A 25,666-nucleotide genomic window follows, 5' to 3' on the forward strand; every position below is an offset into this window, starting at 1 on the left:
CGAGATCCGCAACGGCGTGCCGCACCAGGACCGCCCGGCCAAAACACGGCCAGCACTGCTCATGTCGACGCCGGTTCCGTAGGCTGACCGCGTGCAGACGGTTGCGGTGCTGAGTCTCAAGGGTGGCGTGGGCAAGACGACCGTGGTGCTCGGGCTTGCCTCGGCCGCCATGCGGCGCGGGGTTCGGACGCTGGTGGTCGATCTCGATCCGCAGTGCAACGCCACGGCCGCCCTCGAACCGGAGAAGACCGCGAAGGGGCTGACCGATGTCCTCGCCGAGCCCAGCCCGGAGGTGTTGCGGGCAGCGGTGACCGGCAGTTCGTGGGGTGACCAGGTCGACGTGCTGGTGGGTTCGGAGGACGCCGAGAACCTCAACGGGCACACCGACGGCGATCACCTGTCCCGGCTCGACGACGCGCTGTCCGAATTGGACGATCTGATCGCCGAGGGCGAGCTCCCCTACCAGCTGGTGCTGCTGGACTGCCCGCCGTCGCTGGGTCGGCTGACCCGGTCCGCGCTGGTGGCGGCCGACCGGGCGCTGCTGGTGACCGAGCCGACGATCTTCGCGGTGTCCGGTGTCCAGCGCGCTTTCGAGGCGGTCCAGGCCGAGCGCACCACCAACCCGGACCTCCAGCCGCTGGGCGTGGTGGTCAACCGGGTGCGGCCGAGGTCGCACGAGCACCAGTACCGCATCGACGAGCTCCGGGACATCTTCGGCCCGCTGGTGATGCCGGTCGCGCTGCCGGACCGGCTCGCCGTCCAGCAGGCGCAGGGCGCGTGCATGCCGATCCACCAGTGGGGCACGCCGGGTGCTCGCGAGGTCGCGCTGGCGTTCAACCTCATCCTCGCCCGCACGTTGCGCGCGAGCCGGACCCGCCGTCCGGTGCCCGAGGACGAGGACCTCGCCGAGGAAGTCGAGTGAACCGGTGCCTGAGGGCGACACGGTCTTCCTCGCCTGCCACCGGCTGAACCAGGCCCTGGCCGGGCGGGAGCTGATCCGCGGTGAGATCCGACACCCTCGTCTGTCCACTGTGGAGTTGAACGGCCGGGTGGTGAGCGAGGTCCGCCCCGCGGGCAAGCACCTGCTGATCCGCTTCGATCACGGCCGCACGCTGCACAACCACCTGAGGATGGACGGCGCCTGGCACCTGTACCCGCCGAGCGGCCGGTGGCGGCGACCCGGACATCAGGCGCGCGCCATCCTGGCGACGGCCGAACAGGTCGCGGTCGGCTTCGCCCTGCACGACCTGCGCTGGCTGCCCACCTCGCGCGAGTCGGAGCTCATCGGGCACCTGGGCCCGGACCTGCTGTCGCCGGACTGGGGCCCTGAGCAGGAGGACGAGGCGCTGCGCAGGCTCACCGCCGACCCCGAACGCGAGATCGGCCTGGCCCTGATGGACCAGCGCATCATGGCCGGCGTCGGGAACCTCTACAAGACCGAGGTCTGCTTCCTGCTCGGCCGCTCCCCCTGGACCCCGGTGGGCGAGATCGACGCCCGCGCGGCTGTCCGGCTCAGCCACGACCTCCTCCTGCGCAACGCCTGGCACCCGGAGCAGAGCACCACCAAGAGCCTCCGCCGCGGCGACCAGCACTGGGTCTACGCCAGGAGGACCTGTCTGCGCTGCGGGAACACGGTGCGAAGAGGATCACAGGGCCAACCCCCGGACCACCGCGTCACCTACCACTGCCCCCGCTGCCAACCCTGATCCCAGCGGAGATCGGGACCTCAGGGGACGTTGCGGAGGTCTGCGAGGTTCCGCAGGAGGGGGTAGACGATGACGATCCCGATGGAGCCCCACACCAGGCCGGTGATGCGGAGGTCTCCGACGCTGAGCGTCAGGTCGCCGACACCGGCGATGACGGCCGTGCCGAGGACCGCGAGGTTGACCGGGTCGGCGAAGTCGACGCGGGCGTCGAGCCAGATCCGGACTCCGACCAGCGCGAGCATCCCGAACAGGACGAGCGTCGCTCCGCCGAGGACGCCCATCGGCACCGTGTTGATCAGGGCGGCGAGCTTCGGGGAGAACGACAGCACGATCGCCGACAGCGCCGCGACGAAGCAGGACGCCGTGGAGTAGACGCGGGTCGCGGCCATGACGCCGATGTTGGCCGCGTAGCTGCTCACCGCCGAGCCACCGGCCGAACCCGACATCATCGTGGCCAGTCCACCGCCGATGAGCGCGTCACCGACGAAGGGGTCGAGATCGCGGCCCGACACGGCTGCGACCGCCTTGAGGTGCGCGACGTGCTCGGCGACCAGCACTATCGCCAGCGGCAGCACGAACGGCACCACCGAGACGTGCACCTGCGGCGTGATCACCTCCGGGATCCCGATCCACGGCGCCGCGGCCAGCTCGGCGACCCGCTCGGGCACCAGCTGCCCCATCCCGGCCGCGTACAGCCAGCCCACCAGGACGCCGACCAGAACCGCCGCTCGTCCCGCCATGCCGCGACTGATCACCGTCAGCAGCACGACGGTCCCCAGCGTCAGGGCGGCGGGAACCCGCTGCTGGTCGAAGGACGAGACGGACTGCGGGGCGAGGCTGAGCCCGATCATGAGCACGATCGCGCCGGTGACCACGGGTGGCATCGCGGTTTCCAGCAGGCGCACCCCCAGCGCCTTGACGGCCACGCCGAAGGCCAGCACCACCAGTCCGACAACCATGATCCCGCCGAGCAGGGCCGCCGGACCGGCGCCGACCTCGCTGACCGCAGCGCTCATCGGCACCACGAACGCCACCGAGGAACCCAGGTAGCTCGGCACCCGGTTGCGGGTGATCACCAGGAACAGCAGCGTGCCCACACCGGAGAACAGCAGGGTGGTGGCAACCGGGAAACCGGTCAGCAGCGGCACGAGCGTGGTGGTGCCGAACATCGCGAGCAGGTGCTGCACCCCGAAGCCGATCGTCAGCGGCCAGCTCAGGCGCTCCTCGGAGGACACAACGGAATCGCGCAGCAGTCGTCGACCGTTGCCGTGCACGGCCCACAACGCCACATTGGCCTCCCCGAGCCACCTTCAGGTGGAACAACTGTCACGGCATGTGATGACTGGGGAAAGATTACTATTCGGCATCACGCGATCAAGCCACCCGGTCCATCGATTGTGAGAAATCGACTACCGCCTGTGATGCGAATGCCGCGCGTGGTGAAGATCAGTGCTGAGAGGACCCGTCCACTTCGCCGAAGACCTCGCGCATGCCGACGGCGAGACCGGCCAGCCGGTCCGTGGCGTCCTGCAGCAGGTGCCGCTGCTCGCCCGAACCGCTCGCGGCCACCGCGCGCCCGGCCGCGGCGACCACACCGCCGTAATTTGATACGCCCTCGTCCAGCTCCGCCCGCAAACGGTCGACGTCCGCGCGGAGCTCCTGCTGCTCGGCAGGTGGCGCGTAGCGCATCGCCGACTCCACCGCGACCAGACGCTTGGCGCCCCGGCGCAGCTCCTCCGCAGCGGTGTCCGCGGTCGCCCGCGCCTCGGCCGCCGAGGCGCCCGCACCGGCCGAGGTGAGCTCGGCCAGCGCGTTGTTCAGCGTCTGCTCCGCCTCCCGCAACCGCTGCATCGGCGGTCGCGCGGCCGAACCCGCAGCGGGCAGCGGCTCGCTGGCGGTGGACTCCGGCAGCGGCGTGTTCTTCAACTTCCGGTACTTCAACCCCGCGCTGACCGCGCCCACACCACCGGCCACGGCGACACCGCCGAGACCCAACGCGGCGGTCTCCCCGGCCAGCGACCACGCGAAGACCGTATCCACGATCGGCGTCATCCACGAAGCGACGGCGCCCAACCCGAAGACACCGGCGGTGGCGCCGCTGGTGCCCGCGAGCCGCTTGGCGGTCTTGCGCCGGCGGACAAGCCGGGCGCGCGGATCGCGCCAGTCGGCCCACTTGCGCCGGACCTCGGTCGCCACCGGCCCGCGCAGGGTTTCCAGGGCGGCCTCGCCCAGATGCGCGAGCTCCTGTTTCCGGGACATGGCGCCTCCGCCTCGATCAGGCCTGGTCGGCCTGCGGCTTCTCCTGCTTCTTCGTCTCCGCAGGGGTCTGCTCACCGCTGCTGGAGAGCTCCTGCTGCGAACCGCCGGTGACCTGCTGCTGCTCGCCGCCACCCATGGAGGCGCGCAGCTGGGCTAGGCGGCTTGCGCCGGCCGCGTCCACGGATGCCTGCTCGACCTCCATCATCCGGCCCTGCACGCTGTTCTCCGCGAGCTCCGCCTCGCCGAGGGCGGTGGTGTAGCGGCGCTCGATCTTGTCCCGGACCTCGTCCAGCGAGGGCGTGTTGCCTGGCGCGGAGACCTCGGTCATCGACTTCATCGACGCCGAGACCTGCTCCTGCATCTTGGCCTGCTCCAGCTGGCTGAGCAGCTTGGTGCGCTCGGCGATCTTCTGCTGCAGGACCTGCGCGTTGCGCTCGACGGCCTGCTTGGCCTGCTCGGCGGCACCCAGCGACTGGTCGTGCAGCGTCTTGAGGTCCTCGACGCCCTGCTCAGCGGTGACCAGCTGGCTGGCCAGCTGCGTCGCGGTCTCCTCGTACTTCTGAGCCTTGGCCTCATCGCCTTCGGTGCGAGCCTGGTCGGCCATCACCAGCGCCTGCTTGGCCGAGGCCTGCAGCTTCTCGACCTCGCCGAGCTGGCGGTTCAGCTTCATCTCGAGCTGGCGCTGGTTGCCGATCACCGACGCGGCCTGCTGGGAGAGGCTCTGGTGCTGCCGCTGGGCCTCTTCGATGGCCTGCTGGATCTGCACCTTGGGGTCGGCGTGCTCGTCGACCTTCGACGAGAACGACGCCATCAGGTACTTCCAGGCCTTCACGAACGGGTTGGCCATCTCCTCCGCCTGCCTTCTCTCCGCTTGCCGGCTGCCCCCAGCCGATCTCTCGCCGATACAACGCATCAGGAGCCTCGGCTGGTTCCATCGTGTCAGGTAGTTGTGTCCGCTTCCACCAAACACGGCAGATCTCCGGGTATTTCCCGGAGCGCTCAGCGTTGATCGAACCAGCTTCGTCCGACCGCCGCCGCTCCGGGGGCACAACGGACGTTGAACCGTGATCAACTAAAACCCGACCGCCCCGGGGCCGGTGGCACGCGGGGCGGTCGGGTGTGTCGTCTAGTCGTTCAGGCGGCCACTACCTGCTTGCGCACAGGAGCGCTGATGCGCTGGCTGAGCACCGGCTGAAGCCCCGCGCGGGCGTCACCGGCATCGGCGAACTGCTGCTCGGCGTCGGCGAGCTCAGCACCGAGGAGGCTCGGCACCAGCTGACCACCGTCGAGGTCCGCGGTCGCTGGCTGCTCGACGACGGATGGCACGACCATCGTCCCGTCGAGGTCACCGGCCACGGTCACCAACAGCTCTGGCAGCGGCAGGTCCAAGGCATCACAGATCGAGGACAGCAGCTCACTGGACGCCTCCTTGCGGCCCCGTTCGACCTCGGACAGGTATCCGAGGCTCACCCGGGCAGCGCGCGAAACGTCCCGCAACGTCCGAGACTGTGCGGTCCGGGCGCGGCGCAGCCGTTCACCGACCGCCTCCCGCAACAATGCGGTCATCGCGCGCCTCCCTTCCTTCATCGCCTTCCGCGTGCACTACGCGTGAACGCCCCCTACGTTACTCATCGATGGGCCGGAACGAGAACGATCGAGCGGAAGTCCGCCCAGGGCGAACGGTCCATGATCGATCGGTCTAGTCCCCGTTGGGCCATGTCTGCGCAGCGCACAGCGCACGCGAACACCTGCCGACCCCTCCTTCAAATTGTTCAACGCAGCAGCCCGGCGAAGTGTTCCAGAGCCACCCGAACGGCCGCCGCGCGCACCGCGTGACGATCACCGTCGAGCACCACCGTGCGCACCTGCGTTCCCCGCGGACCGGCGAAGCCCAGGTGAACGGTGCCAGGAGCGACTCCGTCCTGCGGGCCCGGGCCCGCCACCCCGGTGAGCCCGAGGCCCCAGTCCGCCCCGCACCGACGCGACGCGCCGACGGCGAGTTGGGCGGCAACGTCCGGGTGAACCGCGCCGTGCTCGGCGAGCAGGTCGGCGTCCACCCCGGCGAGCCGCTCCTTGAGGTCGGTGGCGTAGACGACCAGACCGCCGCGCACCACGGCGCTGGCGCCGGGCACCTCGGTCAGCACGGCGGTGACCAGTCCCGCGGTGAGCGATTCCGAGGTCGCGACCGTCTCACCGCGCTGCCGCAGAGCCTCGATCAGCGCCGCGACCTGCGGGTACGGCAGGCCGAGGGGTTCGAGGATCATGCGCCGGCCTTCGTGCCGCCCGCGGCCCGCAGCCGCAGCGCGCGGATCACGTAATCCAGGCCGGTCACGACGGTGGCGATCAGCGCCGCGCCGAGCACGACCCAGCGCGGGATGTCGATCCAGGAGCCCAGCGGGAGCAGGTAGAGCCCGATCGCGATGGCTTGCAGCAGCGTCTTGATCTTGCCGCCGTGGCTGGCCGCGATCACTCCGTGCCGGATCACCCAGAACCGAAGCAGCGTCACGCCCAGCTCGCGGACGATGATCACCCAGGTCGCCCACCACCACAGGTCGCCGAGCAGGCTCAGCCCGACCAGCGCGGCGCCGGTGAGCGCCTTGTCGGCGATGGGATCGGCGATCTTGCCGAAGTCGGTGACCAGCCCGCGCTTGCGGGCGATCTCGCCGTCGATGCGGTCGGTGATGGAGGCCAGCGCGAACACACCGGTGGCGATCCAGCGCCACAACGCGTCGTGCCCGTCGCCCCAGAACAGCGCGACCAGGAAGACCGGGACCAGCAGCAGCCGGGACATGGTCAGCACGTTGGCGATGTTGAGGACGGGCGCCTGCGGCGCCTGGCCTTCTGCCGTCATGGCTGCTCCCCGGACTTCTCCAGCGGCCGCACCACGAGGTCCACGCCTTCGCTGTCGATGACCTCGCAGCGCACCAGCTCACCCACGGCGAGCTCGTCGCACTCGACGATCAGGCATTCGCCGTCGACCTCGGGCCCCTGGTGATCGGCGCGGCCGATGACGTCGTCATCGTCGAAGCGCTCGACGATGACGCTGACCTCGGTGCCGATGCGGTCCTCGGCGCGCTGCGCGATCAGCTCGTCGGCCAGGGCGGTCAGCTGCTCGACGCGCTTGGCGACCACGTCCGGGTCGAGCTTGTCGTCGAAGCCGGCGGCCTCGGTGCCGTCCTCGTCGGAGTAGCCGAACACGCCGATGGCGTCGAGCCGGGCGCGGGTGAGGAAGTCCTGCAGTTCGGCGAAGTCCTGCTCGCTCTCACCGGGGAAGCCGACGATGAAGTTGCTTCGGATGCCCGCTTCCGGGGCCAGCTCCCGGATCTGCTCGATGAGCTGCAGGAACGACTCGGTGGAACCGAACCGGCGCATCCGGCGCAGCACGGACTCGCTGGAGTGCTGGAAGGACAGGTCGAAGTAGCGCGCCACGCCCGGCGTGGTGGCGATGGTGCGCACCAAGCCCGGGCGGGTCTCGGCGGGCTGCAGGTAGGACACCCGCACGCGCTCGACGCCGTCGAGCTCGGCAAGCCTCGGCAGCAGGGTTTCCAGCGCGCGCTGGTCGGAGAGGTCCTTGCCGTAGGAGGTGGAGTTCTCGCTGACCAGGAACAGCTCCTTGGCGCCGTTGCGGGCCAGCCAGGCGCCTTCGCCGAGGACCTCCTCCGGCGGGCGGGACAGGAAGGAGCCGCGGAACGACGGGATGGCGCAGAACGAGCAGCGGCGGTCGCAGCCGGAGGCGAGCTTGAGCGCCGCGACCGGTGAGTCGTCGAGCCTGCGGCGGGAGACCTCGCGCGCGGCGGGGACCCAGCCGTGACCGGGGACGGCGACCTCGGCCGCGGCGGCCGGGCGCGAGACTGGGCTGATCGGCAGCATCGTGCGCCGGTCCTGCGGCTGGTGGGGCTGCACGGCGCGACCGGCGAGGACGTCATCGAGCCGGTCGGCGAGGTTGTCGTAGTGGTCGAAGCCCAGGACGGCGTCGGCTTCGGGCATCTGCTCGGCGAGTTCGGCGCCGTAGCGCTCTGCCATGCAGCCGACGGCAACGACCTTCGCTCCGGTGTCGGAGGCGGCCAGCAGCGTGTCCACGGAGTCCTTCTTGGCTGACTCGACGAAGCCGCAGGTGTTGACCACGACGACTTCGGCGTCGTCGGGTTCGACGAGGTCCCAGCCCCGGCCGTGCAAGTTCCCGGCGAGTTCCTCGGAATCGACCTCGTTGCGGGCGCAACCGAGCGTGACCATGGCGACTCGGTGGTGTTGCTGCTCGGTTGACATAGGTCGAGCCTAACGTCCCTGCTGTCGACCCTCGGCAACGAGCCTGCCACCGCAGAATGCCTCCCGAGTGGTGGCCAGGATTACGACTGTCCGGAAGACCGTCGTCCTCTTGAGTGGTTAGGCTTACCTAACGTGAATGCCATCGAGGTGCGACCGGCCCGAGTCCGCGACGCGCGAGCGATCAAGTCGCTGATCGACCACTACGCGGGAGAGGTGGTCCTCGGCAAGGAACTGGTCACCCTCTACGAGGACATCCAGGAGTTCCGGGTCGCCGAGGGCGACGGGCACATCATCGGCTGCGGAGCGCTGCACGTGCTGTGGGAAGACCTCGCCGAGATCCGCACCGTGGCCGTCGACCCGACGGAGAGGGGACGCGGGGTCGGCCACCTCATCGTCGACCGGCTGATCGAGCACGCGGCGGAGCTAGGGCTGCCCCGGATCTTCGTGCTGACCTTCGAGACGGAGTTCTTCGGCAGGCACGGCTTCCGGCCGATCGCCAACACGCCCGTCCCGCCGGAGGTCTACGACGAGATCCGTCAGTCGCCGGACGAGGGCGTCGCCCAGTTCCTGGACCTGGCGCACGTCAAGCCGAACACCCTGGGCAACACGCGGATGCTGTTGCAGCTGGCCTGATGTTCGCGCGCTCCGCCGAGGACGCGGCGCTACGATGAATGCATGAATGGTTATGCGCCGTCGGAGATAGTGATTCGGCGGGCTCGGATCGGTGACGTTCCGACGATCAAGGCGCTGGTCGACACCTACGCGGGAGAAGTGCTCCTGGAGAAGGAACTCGTCACGCTCTACGAGGACATCCAGGAGTTCTGGGTGGCCGAGGACGGCGGTCGCGTGGTCGGTTGCGGCGCGCTGCACGTGCTGTGGGAAGACCTCGCCGAGATCCGCACGGTGGCGATCGACCCGGTGGTCAAGGGACGCGGCATCGGTCACCGCGTCGTCCGGCGGCTCGTCGAGCTGGCCACCGAGCTGGGCCTCACGCGCGTGTTCGTGCTGACCTTCGAAACGGAGTTCTTCGGGCGGCACGGTTTTCGCACCATCGACGGCGCTCCGGTCAGCCCCGAGGTCTACGAGGAGATGCGGCGGTCGGTCGACGCGGGCGTCGCGGAGTTCCTGGACCTGGCCAACATCAAGCCCAACACCCTGGGCAACACCCGGATGCTCCTCGAACTCCCGGCGTGACCAGGTCTTCTCGAGCACCAGGCGAGGGGCTCAGCTCGTACCGCCGACGATGTCACCACTGTGGCAAGCGGAGTGGCGCGCGAGTCCAACGCTCAGGGTCCGTCGCCCGCAGCGAGGTGGACCCGAGGTCCGGCAAGTCGTTCATCAACCGTTCGCGTTCGTAAGTTCGCAACTTTCTCACAAGCCCCTCTGGCACCGGTTATAAACACCTGTGGTCATTCGTTCCACCCAGAGGAGACCGCCTTGGAACGCAACCGTCGCCGTGGCCTGATCGCCACCGTGGCCGCCACCGGTGCCTTGCTCCTGACCAGCGGAACGGCGCTCGCCGCCGACCTCACGCCCGAAGAGCTGCAGAAGACCACCGACAGCTACCTCTTCGAGTACTCGCTCGACGAGTTCACCCAGATCCGTTCGGAGCAGCCCCACGCCGACCAGCTCGACTGGTCGTCCGACGGCTGCTCCTACTCCCCGGATTCGCCGTTCGGCTACGAGTTCCTGGAGAGCTGCGACCGGCACGACTTCGGCTACCGCAACCACAAGTCGCAGGAGCGGTTCACCGAGGACAACCGGCTGAAGATCGACGACAACTTCCACGACGACATGTACTCGGCGTGCGATGGCGACGGCGCCTGCGAGTCAACAGCGGACCTGTACTACGAGGCCGTTCGCCAGTTCGGCGGGTCCGCCTCGTCGGTCGCCGAAGCCGTGGAGATGGCCAACATCCCGGAGCGCGCGGCCCAGCGCTGACGGGTCACGACAGCAGAAGACCCCCACCCGGCGGGAGGACCATCTCTCCGGGTGGGGGTCGTTCGTGAGGGCCGTCAGCGGCCGATTCGGGTGTCCATCGGACGGGGTTCGGACTTCGCCGCCGCGGTCCCCCCGTCGATCGGGCCGACGCCGTAGAACGCTTCGCACGGCCCGCCGATGTAGTGCTCGAAGTCCGTGGTCACGTGGATCATGGACTCGCCGTCCTCGGTGGCCAGCAGGGTGGGGCTGAAGTTCCGGCAGGAGCTGCCCTGGTTGTAGCTGAGCTGCACCGGGGACGGGACCTCCTTCCACGGCCCGTCGAGGTCCTCCGGGTTGTCGTTGACCATCACGGTCTTGCCGTTGCCGGGTGCCCAGCCGCCGTTGTCACCGCCGAGCATCTGGTAGCCCAGCAGCAGTCGTCCGTTGGGGTTAGGACCGGGCGCGAGCGCGATGGTCGGCGTTCCGAGGGGCTGCCCACCGGTGTCGGAGACGATCTCTGTGCCCAGGTCGTAGGGGTCGCCCCAGTCCCAGCCGTCGGAGGATTCGCGGATCCAGACCGTGCACGTGTGCACCGGGTCGTAATTGCAGACCTCGTAGACCATCAGGTAGGTGCCGTCCGGCAGTTTGCGGACTCCCGACATTCCGGGGCGCACCGTGAACTCGTCGTTCTTCAGCATGTCCTTCACATCGGTCCAATTGCGACCGTCCGAGGACCGCACCTGCACCAGTTTTTGATCGTGCTTCGGGTCGCTGTCATCGGAATAGAAAGCGACCAGATCGCCTTGCTCGGAAACGGTGAACTCGGGTTCCCACACACCGGGCCCGACCGGGGCCTGCACGAGGTCGGAGAGGTAGCTCCAGGTCTTGCCGTGGTCGTCGCTGCGCCACACGCGGATGCTGGTCCGCCGCTCGTCCTCGTCGGAGCCGATGCCCGCGGAACCGGCCCACAGCAGCGTCCCGGCAGGCATGTCGCCGACCTGCTGCGGCAGCTCGTACAGCGTCGAGCAGCACATTCCCTTGGTGTCCTCACCTGCGGGATCGCGGATCTCGGAGAGCGGCTGGAAGGTCTTGCCGTCATCGCGGCTCTCGAAGATCACCGCGAAACCGGCGTTGTCCCGGTAGGTCGTCATGCTCGACAGCACGCGGCCGTTGGCCTCGCCGGAGTTCTCCAGCCGCACCAGGCGCGGATAGCTGGACCCGCCGACGCGCAGCAGCTCACCCTTGTCCACGTCTTGGGTCCCGACGTCACCGGGAGCGGGTGCGGACAACGCCGCGTGTTGGAATCCCGCGGCCACCAATGCCGCCGAGAACAACACGACCAACAAAGCGCGAACTTTTCGGTAGACCATGCGCAATACCCCTCAACCCGCGGGCGGTTCGGCCGTCAGCGGCGGAAAGGCTATCTCAGGACAGATCTTGATCGAGCCCTTCTGGAAATTCGTTCAGAGCAATTGGGAGAACGCAAACGGAGCAGTGGGAAGAATGCGGAACGAACGGTGGCGAACAACCGTGAAAAGCGCGGAAAAGCGAAACGGTCACCCCTCTTCGCCGGGTGGTGGCCCGCCGCGGATCGAGTAGAGGGCGTTCTCCAACTCGTCGGGCTTGACCAGCACGTCACGCGCCTTGGAGCCCTCCGACGGACCGACGACCCCGCGCGATTCGAGCAGGTCCATCAACCGGCCGGCTTTGGCAAACCCGACGCGCAGCTTGCGCTGCAACATCGACGTGGACCCGAACTGGCTGGTCACGACGAGCTCGGTGGCCTGCAGCAGGACGTCGAGGTCGTCGCCGATGTCGGAGTCGACCTCCTTCTTCTCCCCTGCCTTGGCCGCGGTGACCCCGTCGGTGTAGTCCGGGTCGGCCTGGTCCTTGGTGTAGGCGACGATGCGGTGGATCTCGTCGTCGGCGACGAACGAGCCCTGCACGCGCACCGGGCGCGAAGCACCCATCGGCAGGTAGAGCGCGTCACCCATGCCGATCAGCTTCTCGGCGCCGGGCTGGTCGAGGATGACCCGGGAGTCGGTCAGCGACGAGGTCGCGAACGCCAGCCGCGAGGGCACGTTGGTCTTGATCAGACCCGTGACCACGTCCACCGACGGCCGCTGGGTGGCCAGCACCAGGTGGATGCCCGCGGCACGGGCCTTCTGCGTGATCCGCACGATCGCGTCCTCGACGTCGCGCGGGGCGGTCATCATCAGGTCGGCCAGCTCGTCGACGATCGCCAGGATGTAGGGGTACGGCTTGTACTCGCGCTCGCTGCCCAGCGGAGCGGTGATCTCGCCGGAGCGCACCTTGGCGTTGAAGTCGTCGATGTGCCGGACCCGGTTGGCCTGCATGTCCTGGTACCGCTGCTCCATCTCCTCCACCAGCCAGGCCAGCGCGGCGGCGGCCTTCTTCGGCTGGGTGATGATGGGTGTGATCAGGTGCGGAATGCCCTCGTAGGGCGTGAGCTCCACCATCTTCGGGTCGATCAGGATCATCCTGACCTCCTGAGGGGTGGCGCGCGCCAGCAACGACACCAGCATCGAGTTGACGAAGCTCGACTTACCGGAACCGGTCGAACCCGCGCACAGCAGGTGCGGCATCTTGGACAGGTTCGCGGTCACCATGTGACCTTCGATGTCCTTGCCCAAGCCCATGACCAGCGGGTGCGTGTCCTTCGCGGCTTCGGTGGAGCGCAGCACGTCGCCGAGCCGCACCATCTCGCGGTCGCTGTTGGGCACCTCGATGCCGACCGCGGACTTGCCGGGGATCGGGGCGAGCAGCCGCACGTTGTCGGTGGCGGCGGCGTAGGCGATGTTCTTGGTCAGCGCGGTGATCTTCTCGACCTTCACGCCGGGCCCGAGCTCCACCTCGTAGCGGGTGACCGTCGGGCCGCGGGTGAAGCCGGTGACCTGCGCGTCGATGTTGAACTGCTCCAGGACCGCGGTGATGGCCTCGATCATCGAGTCGTTGGCCTTGCTGCGGCTCTTCGGCGGGTCGCCGTCGGTGAGCACGTCCAGTGGCGGCAGCTGGTAGTCGCCCTCGACGTCGCGGCTGATCAGCGGCTGGTCGCTCTTCTTCGGCTTCTCGGGCTTCTCCGGCTTGGCGGCCGGGACCTCGGCGGCCTTGGGCTTGGTGGGTTTGGCCGGCTCGTCCGGGACGTCGTCGAGCGAGAGCTGCTCGTCCCGCTCGGACATCGCCGACTGGCGGCGCCGGGACGGGCGGCGCAGCTTGACCGTCTTCGGGTCGCCTTCGAGGTCGGCCTTGCTGGGCGCGGGTTCGGAGCCGCCCTCGTCGTCGTAGCCCTCGCCGCGCAGCTTGGCGAGCACGTCCCGGACCGAAGACCCGGTGAGCACGAGCAGCCCGAACAGCCCGGCGAGGACGAGCACGGGGACGGCGACGTAGCCGGTCAGGCCGTAGGCCAGCGCACCGCCGGCGACGAATCCAAGAGCACCTCCCGCGACGGGCCATGTTTCGGACTCCAACGGGGAACCCGACAGGACGTGGATGGTTCCCAGCGTCGCGAACAGCAGCAGCACCGACCCGATGACCACGCGCGGCCGGGCTTCGGGGCTGGTCTCGGTGCGCATCAGGAGTACCGCGGTGATCAGCAGGACGATGGGGAGCACGAGCGCGCCGATGCCGATGACCGAGCGCAGCGCCCAGTCGAACCAGTGACCGACCGGCCCTCCCGCCTTCCACCACACGCCCGCAGCCACGACGACGGCCAGCGCGAGGTAGATCAGAGCGATCCCGTCGCGGCGGTGGGCGGGGTCGAGCTCGCGGGTCTTGCCGACCGCGCGGACCACGCCGCCGAATCCGCCACCTCGTTTCCCGGTGCTCTTGGCTGGGGTGCGCTTCGCGGGCGTCTTGCGCGGCGCGTGCGTCGACCTGGGGCTCGGCTTGCTCCGCCCCTTGGAGGCGGTGCTCCCGCCCTTCGCCCCCGCGGAGGAACTGCCACGCTTCGCGGCGGAGCCACTACGCTGCGTCGCCGCCTTGCCGCGCGACGAGCCCCGCCCCCCGTTAGTTGTCCGGCTCGCCATGCCCCACACGGTATCGGCACCCGCCTCTCCCGTCACAACAACCACAGGGGTTCGCGCCGATCCGGCGCACAAGCCATGAGATCCTTGCCCATCATGGTTGCCCTGCCCAGCCGCCCGGAGCCGACACACCGAAGCGACCGCGAGATCCTGTTCCGCGCCACGCCGAGGTTGTGGCGTGCGCTGATGTGCGTGGACCGCGCGGTGATCGCGTTGACGGGGCGGCTGGTCATCACCGGGGACGTGCCGGACGACCTGCGCGGGAAGCCGTTGCTGATGGCGGCCAACCACATCGGCAACCTGGATCCGCTGGTGCTCATCGCGGCCTGCCGGCAACGCCGGATCTCGCCGCGCTTCGTGGCCACGGGCGGCCTGTTCGACGCGCCGGTGATCGGTGCGATCATGCGCGCCGGTCGTCACGTCCGCGCCGACCGGGGCAAGGCGAGCGCGGGCGAGGCGCTGGGCAAGGTCGTCAACGCCCTCACCGAGGACGCGAATCCGGTTCTGGTCTATCCGGAGGGGCGGCTCACCCTGGAGCCGAACATGTGGCCCGAGCAGGGCAAGACCGGTGTTGCTCGGATGGCGCTCGCCGCGGGGACCGAGGTGGTCCCGATCAGCCAGTGGGGTGCGCACGAGGCCATGTGCTACGGCATGGTCCGCGTGGAGAGCGTCCGTGACCTGTGGGTTCTGTTCTCGTCGTGGCTGCGGGCAGTCGTGCGGCGGCCGACGATGCGGGTCCACTTCGGCGCACCCGTGGACCTCTCCGACCTGTCCGCCGATCGCGTCGGTGACGCCGCGCGCGCCCGCGACCGCATCATGCGCGCCATCACCGAAGGTCTGGTCCCGATGCGCGTGGACGAGCCGGAGGCGCCGCTGCACCACGACCCGACCCGACCGGTCACCGACAAACCCTCTCCCTGGCTGAGCAGGTGACCGAACGGAAGCGCGGCCGTTTCGACCACTTCTCGCCAATCACGGTCCCTGACCCGATTCGATCTCGTTGACTGTCCACACCGCATCGCCGTCACAGGCGAGAACTCGGACAGACGAGGACGATTCATGAAGGAAGTCGCCACCACCGCGCTGGCGCTCGGGCTGCTGATCGGCTCATCGCCGATGGTCGGCTCGGCATCCGCCGCGCCGGCACCCGATTTCACCCCGGCGCCGATCCAATGGGCTCCGTGCACCAGCGAACCCCTGCAGAAGGCCGGTGCCGAGTGCGGCATGGTCTCGGTTCCGCTGGACTACGCCGACCCGGCGGGCGAGCAGATCAAGCTCGCGGTCTCGCGCATCGAGCACACCGTCCCGGAGGACCAGTACCAGGGAGTCATGCTGGTCAACCCAGGCGGTCCGGGCGGTTCCGGGCTGAACCTGAGCGTGCTCGGCTCGTACGTCCCGAAGAACGCGGGAGCCGCCTACGACTGGATCGGCTTCGATCCGCGCGGCGTGGGCAGCAGTGAGCCCGCGCTGTCGTGCGACCCGAGCTACTTCGGCTACGACCGCCCGCACTACGTGCCGACTCCCGAGCTGGAGAAGACCTGGCTGGAGCGCACCGAGGGCTACGCGAAGGCGTGCGGCAACGCGGGAAAGCTCCTCGACCACATCAAGACCACCGATTCGGTCGAGGACATGGACAGCATCCGCGAGGCGCTGGGCCAGGAGCAGATCAACTACTACGGCTTCTCCTACGGCACCTACCTCGGCCAGGTCTACGGCACGCTGCACCCGGAGCGGATGCGGCGCGTGGTGATGGACGGCGTGGTCGACGTCGAGGACGTCTGGTACCAGGCGAACCTGAACCAGGACGTGGCCTTCGACCGAAACATCAAGATCTTCTTCGACTGGGTCGCCCGCAACGACGCGACCTACCACCTGGGCGGCACCGCAGCCGAGGTGGAGGAGCAGTTCTACGACCAGCTCGCGAAGCTCGACCAGCAGCCCGCCGGTGAGGTGATCGGCTCGTCGGAGTGGACGGACCTGTTCCTGCAGGCCGGGTACTCGACGTCGGTCTGGCCGGAGCGCGCGCAGGCGTTCTCGGCGTGGGTCAACAACGGCGACTGGGCCCCGGCCAAGGCGCTCTACGACGACACCAACACCCCGGGCGACGACAACGGCTACGCCATCTACACCGGCGTGCAGTGCACGGACGTCCAGTGGCCGACCAGCTGGGAGCAGTGGCGCGAGGACAACTGGGAGACCCACGCCAAGGCGCCCTTCGAGACCTGGGGCAACGCCTGGTACAACGCTCCGTGCCTGAACTGGCCCGCCAAGGCGGGCAAGCCGGTCGAGGTCGACGGCAGCGAGGTCGAGAGCGCGCTGCTCATCAGCGAGGAGCTCGACGCCGCCACCCCGTTCCCGGGCGCGCTGGAAGCCCGCAAGCGCTTTCCGAACTCCAGCCTCATCAGCCTCCCCGGCGGCACCACCCACTCGGGCTCGCTGAGCGGGAACGCCTGCGAGGACGACCAGATCGCGGACTACTTGCTGACCGGCGAGCTCCCCGCTCGCCAGCCCGGCGACGGCCCGGACACCACGTGCGAGCCGCTGCCGCAACCCACGCCTGAGCAGGTGGGCCCCCGGTCCACCCACGGCCAACCGGCGGTCTTGCAGGAAGCCCTGCGGTCCAACCACCGCTGACCCAGCGCTACTTCGCGACCAGCAGGTCGAGGCGACGGTCGGGTAGCCCTTCCGAACCTGGATGTCGAGGGAGAACTGATCGAGTTCGCGATCGGGGTGGTCGGCCGACACGCGGGGAGAGGGCGTGTCGGCCGACCTTCGCGGTTTCGACGCCTGTCGGGGGAAGTCGGCGTCAAAACGGGGCTTCAGGTGTGGGCGTTGAGCTCCGATATGAGAGTTCGGTTGCACTCCGCGCAGGTGGGGGCCGTGACCCAGTCGAGGTCTGCGGGAGTGGCCATCGCGACCTCGACGCCGCACACGGTCGTGTCGGACGACTGGCGTTCCCAACGACGTCCTCGGAACGCGTGGCGCGCGAGAGCGCCGGAACCCGGGTTCGGGGTCGGTAGCCAGTAGTGCCGCGCTGGCTCGAGGTTCATCGACGCACTCCGCTCTGTCAGATCGACTGTGCTGATCAACTTAAATCTGCGATCGCGGATTACGGAATTGCCGAAACGAGTGATGTTCCCGCGAACCCGAATCCGGAACACTTGCGAGTGAACAAGATCGGATTCGGAGGCGATCGATGGCGACACCCACCGTGCGGCGGCTTCAGCTCGGGAACGAAATGCGCCACGTGCGCATCAAAGCCGGCCGGGAGCAGGCCGAAGCTGCCGACGCCCTGGACGCCGGAATCGGCAAGATCAGCCGGTTGGAGCTGGGCCAGGGCGGCATCTCCAAGGGAGACCTCAAGCTCCTGCTGGAGTTCTACGAAGTCGACCCCGACGAGATGCAGTGGATGTTCGAGCTCGCCAAGACGCGCAGCAGCCGAGGCCGCTGGGGCGATTATCGCGCGGTCTTCCCCGAGTGGTTCCGCATGTACGTCGACCTCGAAACCGACGCCGAGGAGATCCGCCAGGTCAAAGGCGAGATCGTGCCGGGAATCCTGCAGACCGAGGGGTACATCAGGGCGATGGACACCTCCTCGGCCAGGCGCGAGAGCGAGGACATCGACGCCAACGTGGCCGCGCGGCAGGAGCGACAGGCGATCCTGACGCGGGACGAGCCACCGACCGCCTCGTTCGTGCTGTCGGAATCGTGCCTGCGACGCCGGGTCGGAACCCCCGAGGTCATGCGCGAGCAGCTCGACCACCTCGCCGAGATGGCCCTGCAGCAGAACGTGAACGTCCAGGTGCTGCCCTTCGACGTGGAAGCGCCTCCAGGCGGGACCTCGTACGGCTTCACCATGCTTCGCATCCCGTCGAACGGGATCGCTGCTCCGCTGGAGTTCGTCTACGTCGAATGCCTGGACGATGCGCGCTACTTGGATGCGAAGGACGCGGTCTTGGCCTACGCCAGACTGTGGGATCGGTTGCAGGCGGCTTCACTCTCTCCGAAAGACTCTCTGAAAGTCCTACGATCGGTGCGCAACCAGTACTCGGAGTAGACGCGAGGTCGCACCATGATCGAAGGACGTGTCCTCTCGGACGCGACGTGGTTCAAGAGCAGCTACAGCGCGACGCAGGACGAGTGCGTCGAAGTCGCGATCACCAGCACCGCCATCGGCGTCCGGGACACCAAGGACCGAGACGGCGGAACCCTGGTCTTCGACAACACCACCTGGTCCACCTTCTTAACCCACCTCAGAACCCCCACGAACTGAGAAGCGAGACCAAGAGCGGAGAACCGACGTGCGGCGGGGCGCCTCCACAACCGAAGCGCCCCGCCGCACGGCCTCACGCGCAGGCAGGCGCAACCGGCGCGAACGCCCAAATCAGCGCGAAGCCCCGGTCGCGGATTACGACATCCGAGTGGCGCGACCACCGAATCGGCTCACTCAGTAGGGTGATCGCGTCCATAATGTGCGCCGGTCCACAACGCTGTGATCACCACAGGTGATCGCCGAAGATGGACCCAAGCCAGACGTGTCATTCGAAGTAGGGGGAACACCGCCGTGGCCGGGTTCGTAGTCGATGCAGCGGGACTTCAGAGTGCGATCAAACGCTTGGAGAAGATCCGGGACGACGCCCTCGCCATGGTCGACAGTGCAGCACGTGTGGAGCCCGGCGAGCTGACGGCCAAGGACACCTACACGAACAAGGCACGCTTGGCGATCACCGAACGCGCAGCGGGTGAAACAGGCTCGTTGCGGATGACGGCGCACGATCTGACCAAGAAGCTCCAAGAGAAGATCGACGCCTACAACGCGGTCCTCGCCGAGTACCAGGCTGCGGACGAGCACGGAAGTGACCTCCAGCGCCATGTCGCAAGCTAATGTGCCGGGCGTGATTCGAACCGTGACGACGAGGAGTGAAGTGGTCAAGCGCAGCGCGATCCTCTGTGCAGGCGCGACCTTCATCTGCAGCACCCTCACCGCCTGCGGCGGTAGTGGTGGTGGAGCCGAAGGTTCCCCCGCACCGGAGACGCAGCAGCCGAGCGGTGTCACGATCAGCGCACCGAAGGACGCGATGGCGATGGACCGATGCGGCCTCCTGCCCCCCGACGCCGCGACCGGGCTCGGCCTGGCCGCGCAAGGCAAGGAGCAGTCCGATCCACTGGATCCGGAAGCTCCCTCGTCGTGCGTCTGGAACTCCGAAGATGGCAAGAACCGCCTGTCACTGACCCCGCTCGATGGCCGCTCGATCCAGGCGTATTACGACAACAAGTCGAAGTACGTCGATTTCCAAGATCTTTCCATCGCGGGGCACCCGTCGGTGCGGGCCAACCAGGGCGACCCGAAGCAGGACGGCACTTGCGACATCTTCCTCGCCACGAAGGAAGGGCAGATCTTGTCCGCACAGGCCCATGTGATGGACACGAGTCAAGACGCCTGCGGCATCGCGCAGAAGGCGCTCGAAGCCGCCGTTGCAACCCTTCCTGCTTCGAAGTAGCTATTGGGGGACAAGACAAATGCTCGACATGTGCTACGCGAGTAGCGCTAAGGAATACCGCAAGCAGATGGGCGGGTCCCCGGACGCCGCCAGCCTGCCCGCGCCCACCGACGAAGGTGTGAAGCGCTGGGAAAACGCCGCGAAGGCGTTCGACCAGATGGTCGAGGACATCGCCGCAGCGCTGCGCGATGCAGAGGCCGCGCACACGGGTCGTGCCGCCGAGGCCGCCAACGCCTCCATCGCCGAGATCCAGCCGCTCGCTCGGACTGCCGCCGAGACCTCGCGGGGAGTCAAGGCCGCGCTGGAGGAGCAGAACACCTACCAGCGGGAGGCTTTTCAGGCTCTCCCCGTCAAGGGCGACCCGTTGCCGAGCGGGCAGGGTGCTCTTCTCGACCCGCCGCAGAAGGGGTGGGTCGAGGACTGGGGTCTCGACTCGAACCCGGTGACCGGGTGGATGTCGGACTACGAGGACCGGCAGCAGGCCTACGTGGACACCAACCAGCAGGCCAACCAGGTCATGGAGCGCTACAGCCAGCAGACCGAGGGCGTGATCGCGCGGTTGCCGGAGTTCCAACCCGCCGACCAGCCGCCGCCCGCGGCTGCGCCGGTGTCGTCCTACCCGACTTCGAGCACGTACTCCGCTGGTGACAGCGGTTCCTCCTACTCGGGTGGCGCCTACTCCGCGCCGTCCGGCACGTCGTCGGCTTGGGCTTCGGCTCCGAGCGCCGCACCTGCGGTGCACGCTCCGTCCGCGCCGCCGGCCGCGTCGAACCCGTCCTGGGCGACGCCGACGCCAGCGGCTCCCGGACTTCCGCCGGGTGTGGTGCGCGGTCCCGACGGCACGCTGTTCCGGCAGAACCCGCAGACCGGCGCGTGGGAGCGGCAGAACCCCTCCAACGGGCGCTGGGCCCCCTCCCGCACCGGCGGCCCCGGTGGTCGCCGCGGCGGCGAAGGCGCAGGTGCGCCCGTGGGTCGCGGTGCCGGTGGCCGGGCCGGGATGGGCGGCCTCGGTGGTGCCGGTGGCGCGAACGCCTCCGGTGGGGCCGGTCGTGGTGGCCAGGCCGGTGCACCCGGGGCGGGTGCCGGTGCCGGGCGCGGCAAGCAGGGTGAGTCCGAGGAGCAGGAACACCAGCGTCCCGGCTGGCTCGTCGAGCAGGACGACGTGTTCACCAACGACATGCAGCGCACCGCACCACCCGTCTTCGGTGACGCCGACCAAGGCCGGTGATTCGTGGCCAGGCGTGAACTGAGCCTGCCTCCCGCCGCCGCGAACTACCTCTGCACCCGGTTCGACCTGCAGCTGCACCCCCTGCTGCGGGTCGGTTGGTTGCCGCTGGACGCCACCGAGAACGATCGCCGCGAGGCGGCCGAACTCGGTCGGCGCCAGCTCATCCAGCAGAGCCTGTTCGACGGCGACGAGCTGCACCCGTTCGTCGAAGAGGCCGTCCACCTGCTGGCCCGGCCGCCGCTGGCGATCGGGGTCGCGGTCCACGCGCGGGAGGGCGAGGACTTCAACGCGGTGCTCGTCGAGTACGGCCGCAGCACCGTACAGGCGTACCAGGCGGACGGCGAAACCCCTGACGACCTGCGAGAGATCCGAATCAAGCGGCACGAGCACGGTGGTCCGGCGGGCAACGCCATCAACCTGCTCGGCCAGGTCACCGCCGCCGAGGACGCGTCCGTGTCGATCCCCTACGCGCACCTGGAGCAGGTGACCACGCGGATGGGCGGCTCCGCGCGGACGCTGTCCTCGGCGCTGGGCTACGCCGGAGTCCGCGGTGCGCAAGCGAAAGCGCTGACGAACGCCTTCACCGCGAAGCGCAGCTTGGAAGGGCTGATCACCGTGCGCGCCTACGACCAGAAGGTTCGACGGACGCGTTCGCTGCCGTTCAACCTGCAGTTCTTCGCCACCGAAGCCGGTTGCTACCTGGCCCAGCGCAAGCCGGGGCGCGACGGCCGCGAGTGGTACACGCTGGCGCCGGCCGACTGGCGGAAGCTCGTCGGGACGATCAACGAGATGATCCGGCTGCTCACCCGGCCGGCGGCTCGCGTCTGAAGAAGATGCCGCTGCGCCGCGTGCACGCGGCGCAGCCGCGAGCCGTGCAGCCCACCTGCGCAGCGACGCGCTGACACCCGCACCTCCGAGCAGAACGAGCGCAGGGAACGGATCCGCAGACGTGAAGAGGGGCTGACCTCCTTGGAGAAGATCAGCCCCTCTTCGACGGTGCTAAGTCGGCTCGCCTTCGGTGCTGCGAAGGTGGGAACCGGGTGGCCCGGGAGGATTCCCGAGCCACCCGTTCGAGCTACGAGATCAGGACCCGAGCGGGAGGACGTTCGGCACGATCATCGGGCGGCGGCGGTACTTCTCGGCCACCCAGCGGCCCACGACCCGACGCACCGACTGCGCGATGCGGTGCGTGTCGGTGATGCCCTCGGCCTCGGTGCGCGCCAGCTCCATCTCCACCAGCGGCACCACTTCGTCCAACGCCTTCGGGTCGTCCGAGAAACCGCGGCCGGAGATCGTCGGCGACGAGACCGCGCGCCCGTTCGTGGCGTCCACCGCGACCGTGATCGCGATGAAACCGCCCTCGCCCAGCACCAACCGGTCCGACAGCGTCGATTCACCGACGTCGCCCACCGACAGGCCGTCGACGTAGACGTGACCGACCTCGACACGGCCCGCGATGCTCGCGATGCCGTCCACCATGTCGACCACCACGCCGTCCTCGGCGATGACCACGCGATCAGCGGGAACACCCGTCAACCGGGCCAGCTCGGCGTTCGCGCGCAGGTGGCGCCACTCTCCGTGCACCGGCATCACGTTGCTCGGGCGCACCGCGTTGTACAGGTACAGCAGCTCACCGGCGGAGGCGTGACCGGAGACGTGGACCTTCGCGTGGCCCTGGTGCACCACCTGGGCGCCCAGCCGGACCAGGCCGTTGACCACTCCGAACACGGCCGTCTCGTTGCCCGGGATCAGCGAGCTCGCCAGCACGACCGTGTCACCGGCGCGGATGCTGATCTGCCGGTGCTCGCCTCGCGCCATCCGCGACAGCGCCGACAGCGGCTCGCCCTGCGAACCCGTCGAGACGAACGCGACCTCGGTCTCCGGCATCTCCAGCGCCTGGTCCAGGTCGACGAGCAGGCCCTCCGGCACGTCGAGCATGCCCAGATCGGCGGCGATGCCCATGTTGCGCACCATCGACCGGCCCACGAAGCAGACCTTGCGACCGTGCGACTGGGCGACCTCCAGCACCTGCTGCACGCGGTGCACGTGGCTGGCGAAGCAGGCCACGATGACCCGCTGCGTCGCGTTGCCGATCACCCGGTCCAGCACCGGGCCGATCTCGCGCTCCGGCGTGACGAAGCCCGGCACCTCGGCGTTGGTGGAGTCGACCAGGAACAGGTCCACGCCCTCGTCGCCCAGCCGGGAGAACCCCGCCAAGTCGGTCAGCCGGTTGTCCAGCGGCAACTGGTCCAGCTTGATGTCACCGGTGTGCAGCACGACACCTGCGGGCGTGCGGATGGCCACCGCAAGCGCGTCCGGGATCGAGTGGTTGACCGCGAAGAACTCCAGGTCGAAGGCACCATGTGCGCTGCGCTGGCCCTCGGCGACCTCGATCAGCTGCGGGCTCAGCCGGTGCTCGCGGCACTTGGCCGCCAACAGCGCCAGCGTGAACTTCGAGCCGACCACCGGCAGGTCCGGCCGCAGCCGCAGCAGGAACGGGACCGCACCGATGTGGTCCTCGTGGCCGTGCGTGAGGACCAGGGCCTCGATGTCGTCCAGCCGGTCCTCGATCGCGCCGAAGTCCGGCAGGATCAGGTCCACGCCGGGCTGGTCGTCCTCAGGGAACAGCACGCCGCAGTCGACGATCAGCAGCCGGCCCTCGTACTCGAAGACCGTCATGTTCCGGCCGACCTCGCCGATGCCACCGAGCGCGACGACCCTGAGACCACCTTCGGCCAACGGGCGTGGTGGTGCCGACGAAGTCGGCGTCACCGGGTGGTACTCGGTGGCTGTCGCCTGTGCGCTCAACGCTGTGTCACCTCTGTGCTGCGTCCGGGTTGACCAATACCAAACCAGCATCCCACAGGTCACTGGTGATCAACCGCACCTGCTCCTCGGTGGCGGCCGGGAGCGGCAGCCTCGGCTGCCCCGTTTCGTAGCCGCACAGCCGCAGAGCCGTCTTGGCGAAGATGACGCCACCGACGAAGTTCATCGACCGGTAGACCGGGAGGAGTCCCTTGTGGACTTCCAGGGCGCCTGAGACATCGCCGGATTCGTAGGCGTCGAGCATCTTGCGAAGCCGGTCGCCGACCACGTGGCCGATCACGCTGACGAAGCCGACCGCACCCACCGACAGCCACGGCAGGTTCAGCGGGTCCTCACCGGAGTAGTAGGCCAGACCCGCGTCGTTCATCGCCTCGCTGCCCGCCCACAGGTCGTGCTTGGAGTCCTTGACCGCGACGATCTGCGGGTGCTCGGCCAGCCGCTTGAGGGTGTCGACCTGGATCGGCACCACGCTGCGCGGTGGGATGTCGTAGAGCATCACCGGCAGGTCGGTGGCGTCGGCGACGGTCCAGAAGTGCTGGTAGAGGCCTTCCTGCGGCGGCCGGGAGTAGTAGGGGGTCACGACCAGCAGGCCGTGCGCACCGGCCTTCTCGGCGGAGCGCGCCAGCTCCACGGAGTGCTCGGTGTTGTTCGTGCCGGCACCGGCGACGACGGTCGCCCGGTCGCCCACGGCCTCGACCACCGCGCGCAGGAGCTGTTCCTTCTCCTGGTCGGTGGTGGTGGGGCTCTCACCGGTGGTGCCGTTGACGACCAACCCGTCGTTGCCGACGTTGTCGACCAGGTAAGCGGCGAGCTCCTGCGCCACTTTCAGGTCGACCTTCCCGTCTTCGTCGAACGGCGTGACCATGGCGGTCAGGACGCGGCCGAACGGGCGGCCCGGAATGGCGGTGGGGCAGTCGGTCATGGTCCTGACGCTACCTGGTCAGGGACCTGCTGAAGACAGCCGGACCGAGCTGAACCGAGCCCGCCGGAAAGGCGTTGCCGACGGGCTCGAAAGGCCGTGCTTCTTTCGGTTCAGCGGTGCTGCAACGAGCAGTTCTTCAGAACGAGCGGCGCAGGTCCTGCATGGCCATGACGTCGGCCTCGTTGCCCTCGAAGGTGACCTTGGTTTCACGGCGACCGAACGCCTGCAGGAGCAGCTCGCTCGGCTCGCCGATGATGCGCACCGTGCGCGGACCGCGCTTGGCCTGGATCTCGGTGCCGTCGGTGCGGCGGAGCACCACGCCCACCGGGCTGCGGCCGTAGAACATCCTCGCGACGCGGCCCAGCGACTTCCACAGGGCCTCATCGCGCGTCTCGTCGGACGGGCGCGGCTGCCAGCCCTGCTGCGCGCGGCGCACGTCCTCGTGGTGCACGAAGAACTCGGCCGCGTTGACCGTCTCGTCGACCCCACCGATGCTCAACGGGTTCCACTTGGGCGGCCCCTGCCGCACCTGGTCGACCAGCTCCGGCCAGGCCAGCTCGCGCAGCTCCTGCTCAGCGCGCTCACCGCGCTCGGCCAGCGCCTTGATCAGCCGGCCCGCCAGCGCGTCCGGACGGCGTTCGCGCACCACCAGGTGCACCGCGAGGCCCCTGGTCGTCCACCCCTTGCACAGCGTCGGCGCGTCCGGGCCGACTTGCTCGAACAGCTCGCACAACAGCTGGCGTTCTTCGCTGGCGACACCCATGGCGCCCACTCTAGACGTCGATCTTCCCGAGCGTCGGACGCGTCGACGATCGAGACGAAAGCGGCACCCGCGGTACTTCCGCGGATGCCGCTTCCCGAGTTGCACAGGCGCGAGCGGCACAGCCGCGAGCAGTGAGAGCTGCTCTCGCAGCCGCACCGCCGCGGGTTCTGACACTCCTGGCGAGTACGCCGAGACGCCGTGCTGGCACGCATCACCCGCCGTGCTGGCACGC

General features: G+C 68.8%; 26 protein-coding genes. 13 read left to right on the forward strand and 13 right to left on the reverse strand.

Features of this window, described 5'->3' with window-relative positions:
- The first annotated feature begins 91 nt into the window (after positions 1 to 91).
- Both E1161_RS06625 and E1161_RS06630 read left to right on the forward strand, forming a co-directional pair.
- Positions 92 to 922, forward strand: coding sequence for a ParA family protein (locus E1161_RS06625; RefSeq protein ID WP_132620671.1), 831 nt, complete (start codon positions 92 to 94; stop codon positions 920 to 922).
- Between the two features lie 4 nt (positions 923 to 926).
- Positions 927 to 1,706, forward strand: coding sequence for a DNA-formamidopyrimidine glycosylase family protein (locus tag E1161_RS06630; RefSeq protein ID WP_132620673.1), 780 nt, complete (start codon positions 927 to 929; stop codon positions 1,704 to 1,706).
- A 20-nt stretch (positions 1,707 to 1,726) separates the two neighbouring features.
- On the opposite strand, the gene E1161_RS06635 is transcribed toward E1161_RS06630, so the two are convergent.
- The 7 genes from E1161_RS06635 to rimO all read right to left on the reverse strand — a co-directional run bounded on the left by E1161_RS06635 (position 1,727) and on the right by rimO (position 8,231).
- Positions 1,727 to 2,995, reverse strand: a complete 1,269-nt coding sequence (locus tag E1161_RS06635) for a uracil-xanthine permease family protein (RefSeq protein ID WP_132620675.1) — start codon at positions 2,993 to 2,995, stop codon at positions 1,727 to 1,729.
- Positions 2,996 to 3,152: 157 nt separating this feature from the next.
- Complete coding sequence (gene pspM / locus E1161_RS06640) at positions 3,153 to 3,965, reverse strand: phage shock envelope stress response protein PspM (RefSeq protein ID WP_132620677.1); 813 nt, start codon at positions 3,963 to 3,965, stop codon at positions 3,153 to 3,155.
- A 16-nt stretch (positions 3,966 to 3,981) separates the two neighbouring features.
- The gene (locus E1161_RS06645; RefSeq protein WP_132620679.1) at positions 3,982 to 4,812 is read right to left on the reverse strand and encodes a PspA/IM30 family protein; all 831 of its coding nucleotides are present in this window, start codon (positions 4,810 to 4,812) and stop codon (positions 3,982 to 3,984) included.
- A 287-nt stretch (positions 4,813 to 5,099) separates the two neighbouring features.
- Positions 5,100 to 5,531 carry a helix-turn-helix domain-containing protein gene (locus tag E1161_RS06650; RefSeq protein WP_132620681.1) on the reverse strand — a complete coding sequence of 144 codons (432 nt, stop codon included), beginning with the start codon at positions 5,529 to 5,531 and terminating at the stop codon, positions 5,100 to 5,102.
- A 206-nt stretch (positions 5,532 to 5,737) separates the two neighbouring features.
- Positions 5,738 to 6,229 (reverse strand): CinA family protein, encoded by a 492-nt coding sequence (locus E1161_RS06655; RefSeq protein WP_132620683.1) that lies wholly within the window; start codon positions 6,227 to 6,229, stop codon positions 5,738 to 5,740.
- The gene (gene pgsA, locus E1161_RS06660; protein ID WP_132620685.1) at positions 6,226 to 6,816 is read right to left on the reverse strand and encodes a CDP-diacylglycerol--glycerol-3-phosphate 3-phosphatidyltransferase; all 591 of its coding nucleotides are present in this window, start codon (positions 6,814 to 6,816) and stop codon (positions 6,226 to 6,228) included. The genes E1161_RS06655 and pgsA overlap by 4 nt, the downstream gene beginning before the upstream one ends.
- The gene (rimO, locus tag E1161_RS06665) at positions 6,813 to 8,231 is read right to left on the reverse strand and encodes a 30S ribosomal protein S12 methylthiotransferase RimO (protein ID WP_132620687.1); all 1,419 of its coding nucleotides are present in this window, start codon (positions 8,229 to 8,231) and stop codon (positions 6,813 to 6,815) included. The genes pgsA and rimO overlap by 4 nt, the downstream gene beginning before the upstream one ends.
- A gap of 132 nt (positions 8,232 to 8,363) precedes the next feature.
- Here rimO and E1161_RS06670 point away from each other — a divergent pair, with 132 nt between their 5' ends.
- From E1161_RS06670 to E1161_RS06680, 3 genes are all read left to right on the forward strand, one after another.
- On the forward strand, positions 8,364 to 8,864 hold the full coding sequence (locus E1161_RS06670; RefSeq protein ID WP_132620689.1) for an amino-acid N-acetyltransferase: 501 nt from the start codon (positions 8,364 to 8,366) through the stop codon (positions 8,862 to 8,864).
- Between the two features lie 42 nt (positions 8,865 to 8,906).
- The gene (locus E1161_RS06675) at positions 8,907 to 9,425 is read left to right on the forward strand and encodes an amino-acid N-acetyltransferase (protein ID WP_132620691.1); all 519 of its coding nucleotides are present in this window, start codon (positions 8,907 to 8,909) and stop codon (positions 9,423 to 9,425) included.
- Positions 9,426 to 9,668: 243 nt separating this feature from the next.
- Entirely contained in the window at positions 9,669 to 10,172 is a 504-nt protein-coding gene (locus tag E1161_RS06680) for a phospholipase (protein ID WP_207920132.1), read from the forward strand.
- A gap of 74 nt (positions 10,173 to 10,246) precedes the next feature.
- On the opposite strand, the gene E1161_RS06685 is transcribed toward E1161_RS06680, so the two are convergent.
- On the reverse strand, positions 10,247 to 11,488 hold the full coding sequence (locus E1161_RS06685) for a sialidase family protein (protein WP_235874853.1): 1,242 nt from the start codon (positions 11,486 to 11,488) through the stop codon (positions 10,247 to 10,249).
- A 219-nt stretch (positions 11,489 to 11,707) separates the two neighbouring features.
- On the reverse strand, positions 11,708 to 14,197 hold the full coding sequence (locus E1161_RS06690) for an FtsK/SpoIIIE family DNA translocase (protein WP_207920133.1): 2,490 nt from the start codon (positions 14,195 to 14,197) through the stop codon (positions 11,708 to 11,710).
- Positions 14,198 to 14,290: 93 nt separating this feature from the next.
- Between E1161_RS06690 and E1161_RS06695 the strand changes: the two genes are divergently transcribed.
- Both E1161_RS06695 and E1161_RS06700 read left to right on the forward strand, forming a co-directional pair.
- Positions 14,291 to 15,127 (forward strand): lysophospholipid acyltransferase family protein, encoded by an 837-nt coding sequence (locus E1161_RS06695; RefSeq protein WP_408011956.1) that lies wholly within the window; start codon positions 14,291 to 14,293, stop codon positions 15,125 to 15,127.
- A 126-nt stretch (positions 15,128 to 15,253) separates the two neighbouring features.
- Positions 15,254 to 16,828, forward strand: a complete 1,575-nt coding sequence (locus E1161_RS06700) for an alpha/beta hydrolase (RefSeq protein ID WP_132620697.1) — start codon at positions 15,254 to 15,256, stop codon at positions 16,826 to 16,828.
- Between the two features lie 185 nt (positions 16,829 to 17,013).
- Here the strand turns inward: E1161_RS06700 and E1161_RS06705 are convergent, their stop codons facing one another.
- A complete protein-coding gene (locus tag E1161_RS06705; protein ID WP_132620699.1) occupies positions 17,014 to 17,244 on the reverse strand; it encodes a hypothetical protein in 231 nt (76 codons plus the stop codon).
- Positions 17,245 to 17,390: 146 nt separating this feature from the next.
- Here E1161_RS06705 and E1161_RS06710 point away from each other — a divergent pair, with 146 nt between their 5' ends.
- From E1161_RS06710 to E1161_RS06735, 6 genes are all read left to right on the forward strand, one after another.
- Positions 17,391 to 18,251, forward strand: a complete 861-nt coding sequence (locus tag E1161_RS06710) for a helix-turn-helix domain-containing protein (protein ID WP_132620701.1) — start codon at positions 17,391 to 17,393, stop codon at positions 18,249 to 18,251.
- 15 nt (positions 18,252 to 18,266) lie between these two features.
- Entirely contained in the window at positions 18,267 to 18,467 is a 201-nt protein-coding gene (locus E1161_RS06715) for a DUF397 domain-containing protein (protein WP_132620703.1), read from the forward strand.
- Between the two features lie 291 nt (positions 18,468 to 18,758).
- Entirely contained in the window at positions 18,759 to 19,079 is a 321-nt protein-coding gene (locus E1161_RS06720; protein WP_132620705.1) for a hypothetical protein, read from the forward strand.
- Positions 19,080 to 19,119: 40 nt separating this feature from the next.
- A complete protein-coding gene (locus E1161_RS06725) occupies positions 19,120 to 19,695 on the forward strand; it encodes a DUF3558 domain-containing protein (RefSeq protein WP_165939707.1) in 576 nt (191 codons plus the stop codon).
- Positions 19,696 to 19,762: 67 nt separating this feature from the next.
- Positions 19,763 to 20,923: a hypothetical protein gene (locus tag E1161_RS06730; RefSeq protein WP_207920134.1), complete on the forward strand. Its 1,161-nt coding sequence runs from the start codon at positions 19,763 to 19,765 to the stop codon at positions 20,921 to 20,923.
- A gap of 3 nt (positions 20,924 to 20,926) precedes the next feature.
- The gene (locus tag E1161_RS06735; protein WP_132620709.1) at positions 20,927 to 21,751 is read left to right on the forward strand and encodes an ESX secretion-associated protein EspG; all 825 of its coding nucleotides are present in this window, start codon (positions 20,927 to 20,929) and stop codon (positions 21,749 to 21,751) included.
- A gap of 255 nt (positions 21,752 to 22,006) precedes the next feature.
- Here E1161_RS06735 and E1161_RS06740 read toward each other — a convergent pair whose 3' ends face one another.
- The 3 genes from E1161_RS06740 to E1161_RS06750 form a co-directional block, all read right to left on the reverse strand.
- The gene (locus tag E1161_RS06740) at positions 22,007 to 23,695 is read right to left on the reverse strand and encodes a ribonuclease J (RefSeq protein WP_132620874.1); all 1,689 of its coding nucleotides are present in this window, start codon (positions 23,693 to 23,695) and stop codon (positions 22,007 to 22,009) included.
- A 43-nt stretch (positions 23,696 to 23,738) separates the two neighbouring features.
- Positions 23,739 to 24,671 (reverse strand): 4-hydroxy-tetrahydrodipicolinate synthase, encoded by a 933-nt coding sequence (gene dapA, locus E1161_RS06745; protein ID WP_132620711.1) that lies wholly within the window; start codon positions 24,669 to 24,671, stop codon positions 23,739 to 23,741.
- A gap of 136 nt (positions 24,672 to 24,807) precedes the next feature.
- Positions 24,808 to 25,434: a TIGR03085 family metal-binding protein gene (locus E1161_RS06750; RefSeq protein WP_132620713.1), complete on the reverse strand. Its 627-nt coding sequence runs from the start codon at positions 25,432 to 25,434 to the stop codon at positions 24,808 to 24,810.
- Positions 25,435 to 25,666 lie beyond the last annotated feature (232 nt).

It is taken from the genome of Saccharopolyspora aridisoli (genome assembly GCF_004348445.1).
Taxonomy (GTDB): Bacteria; Actinomycetota; Actinomycetes; order Mycobacteriales; family Pseudonocardiaceae; genus Saccharopolyspora; species Saccharopolyspora aridisoli.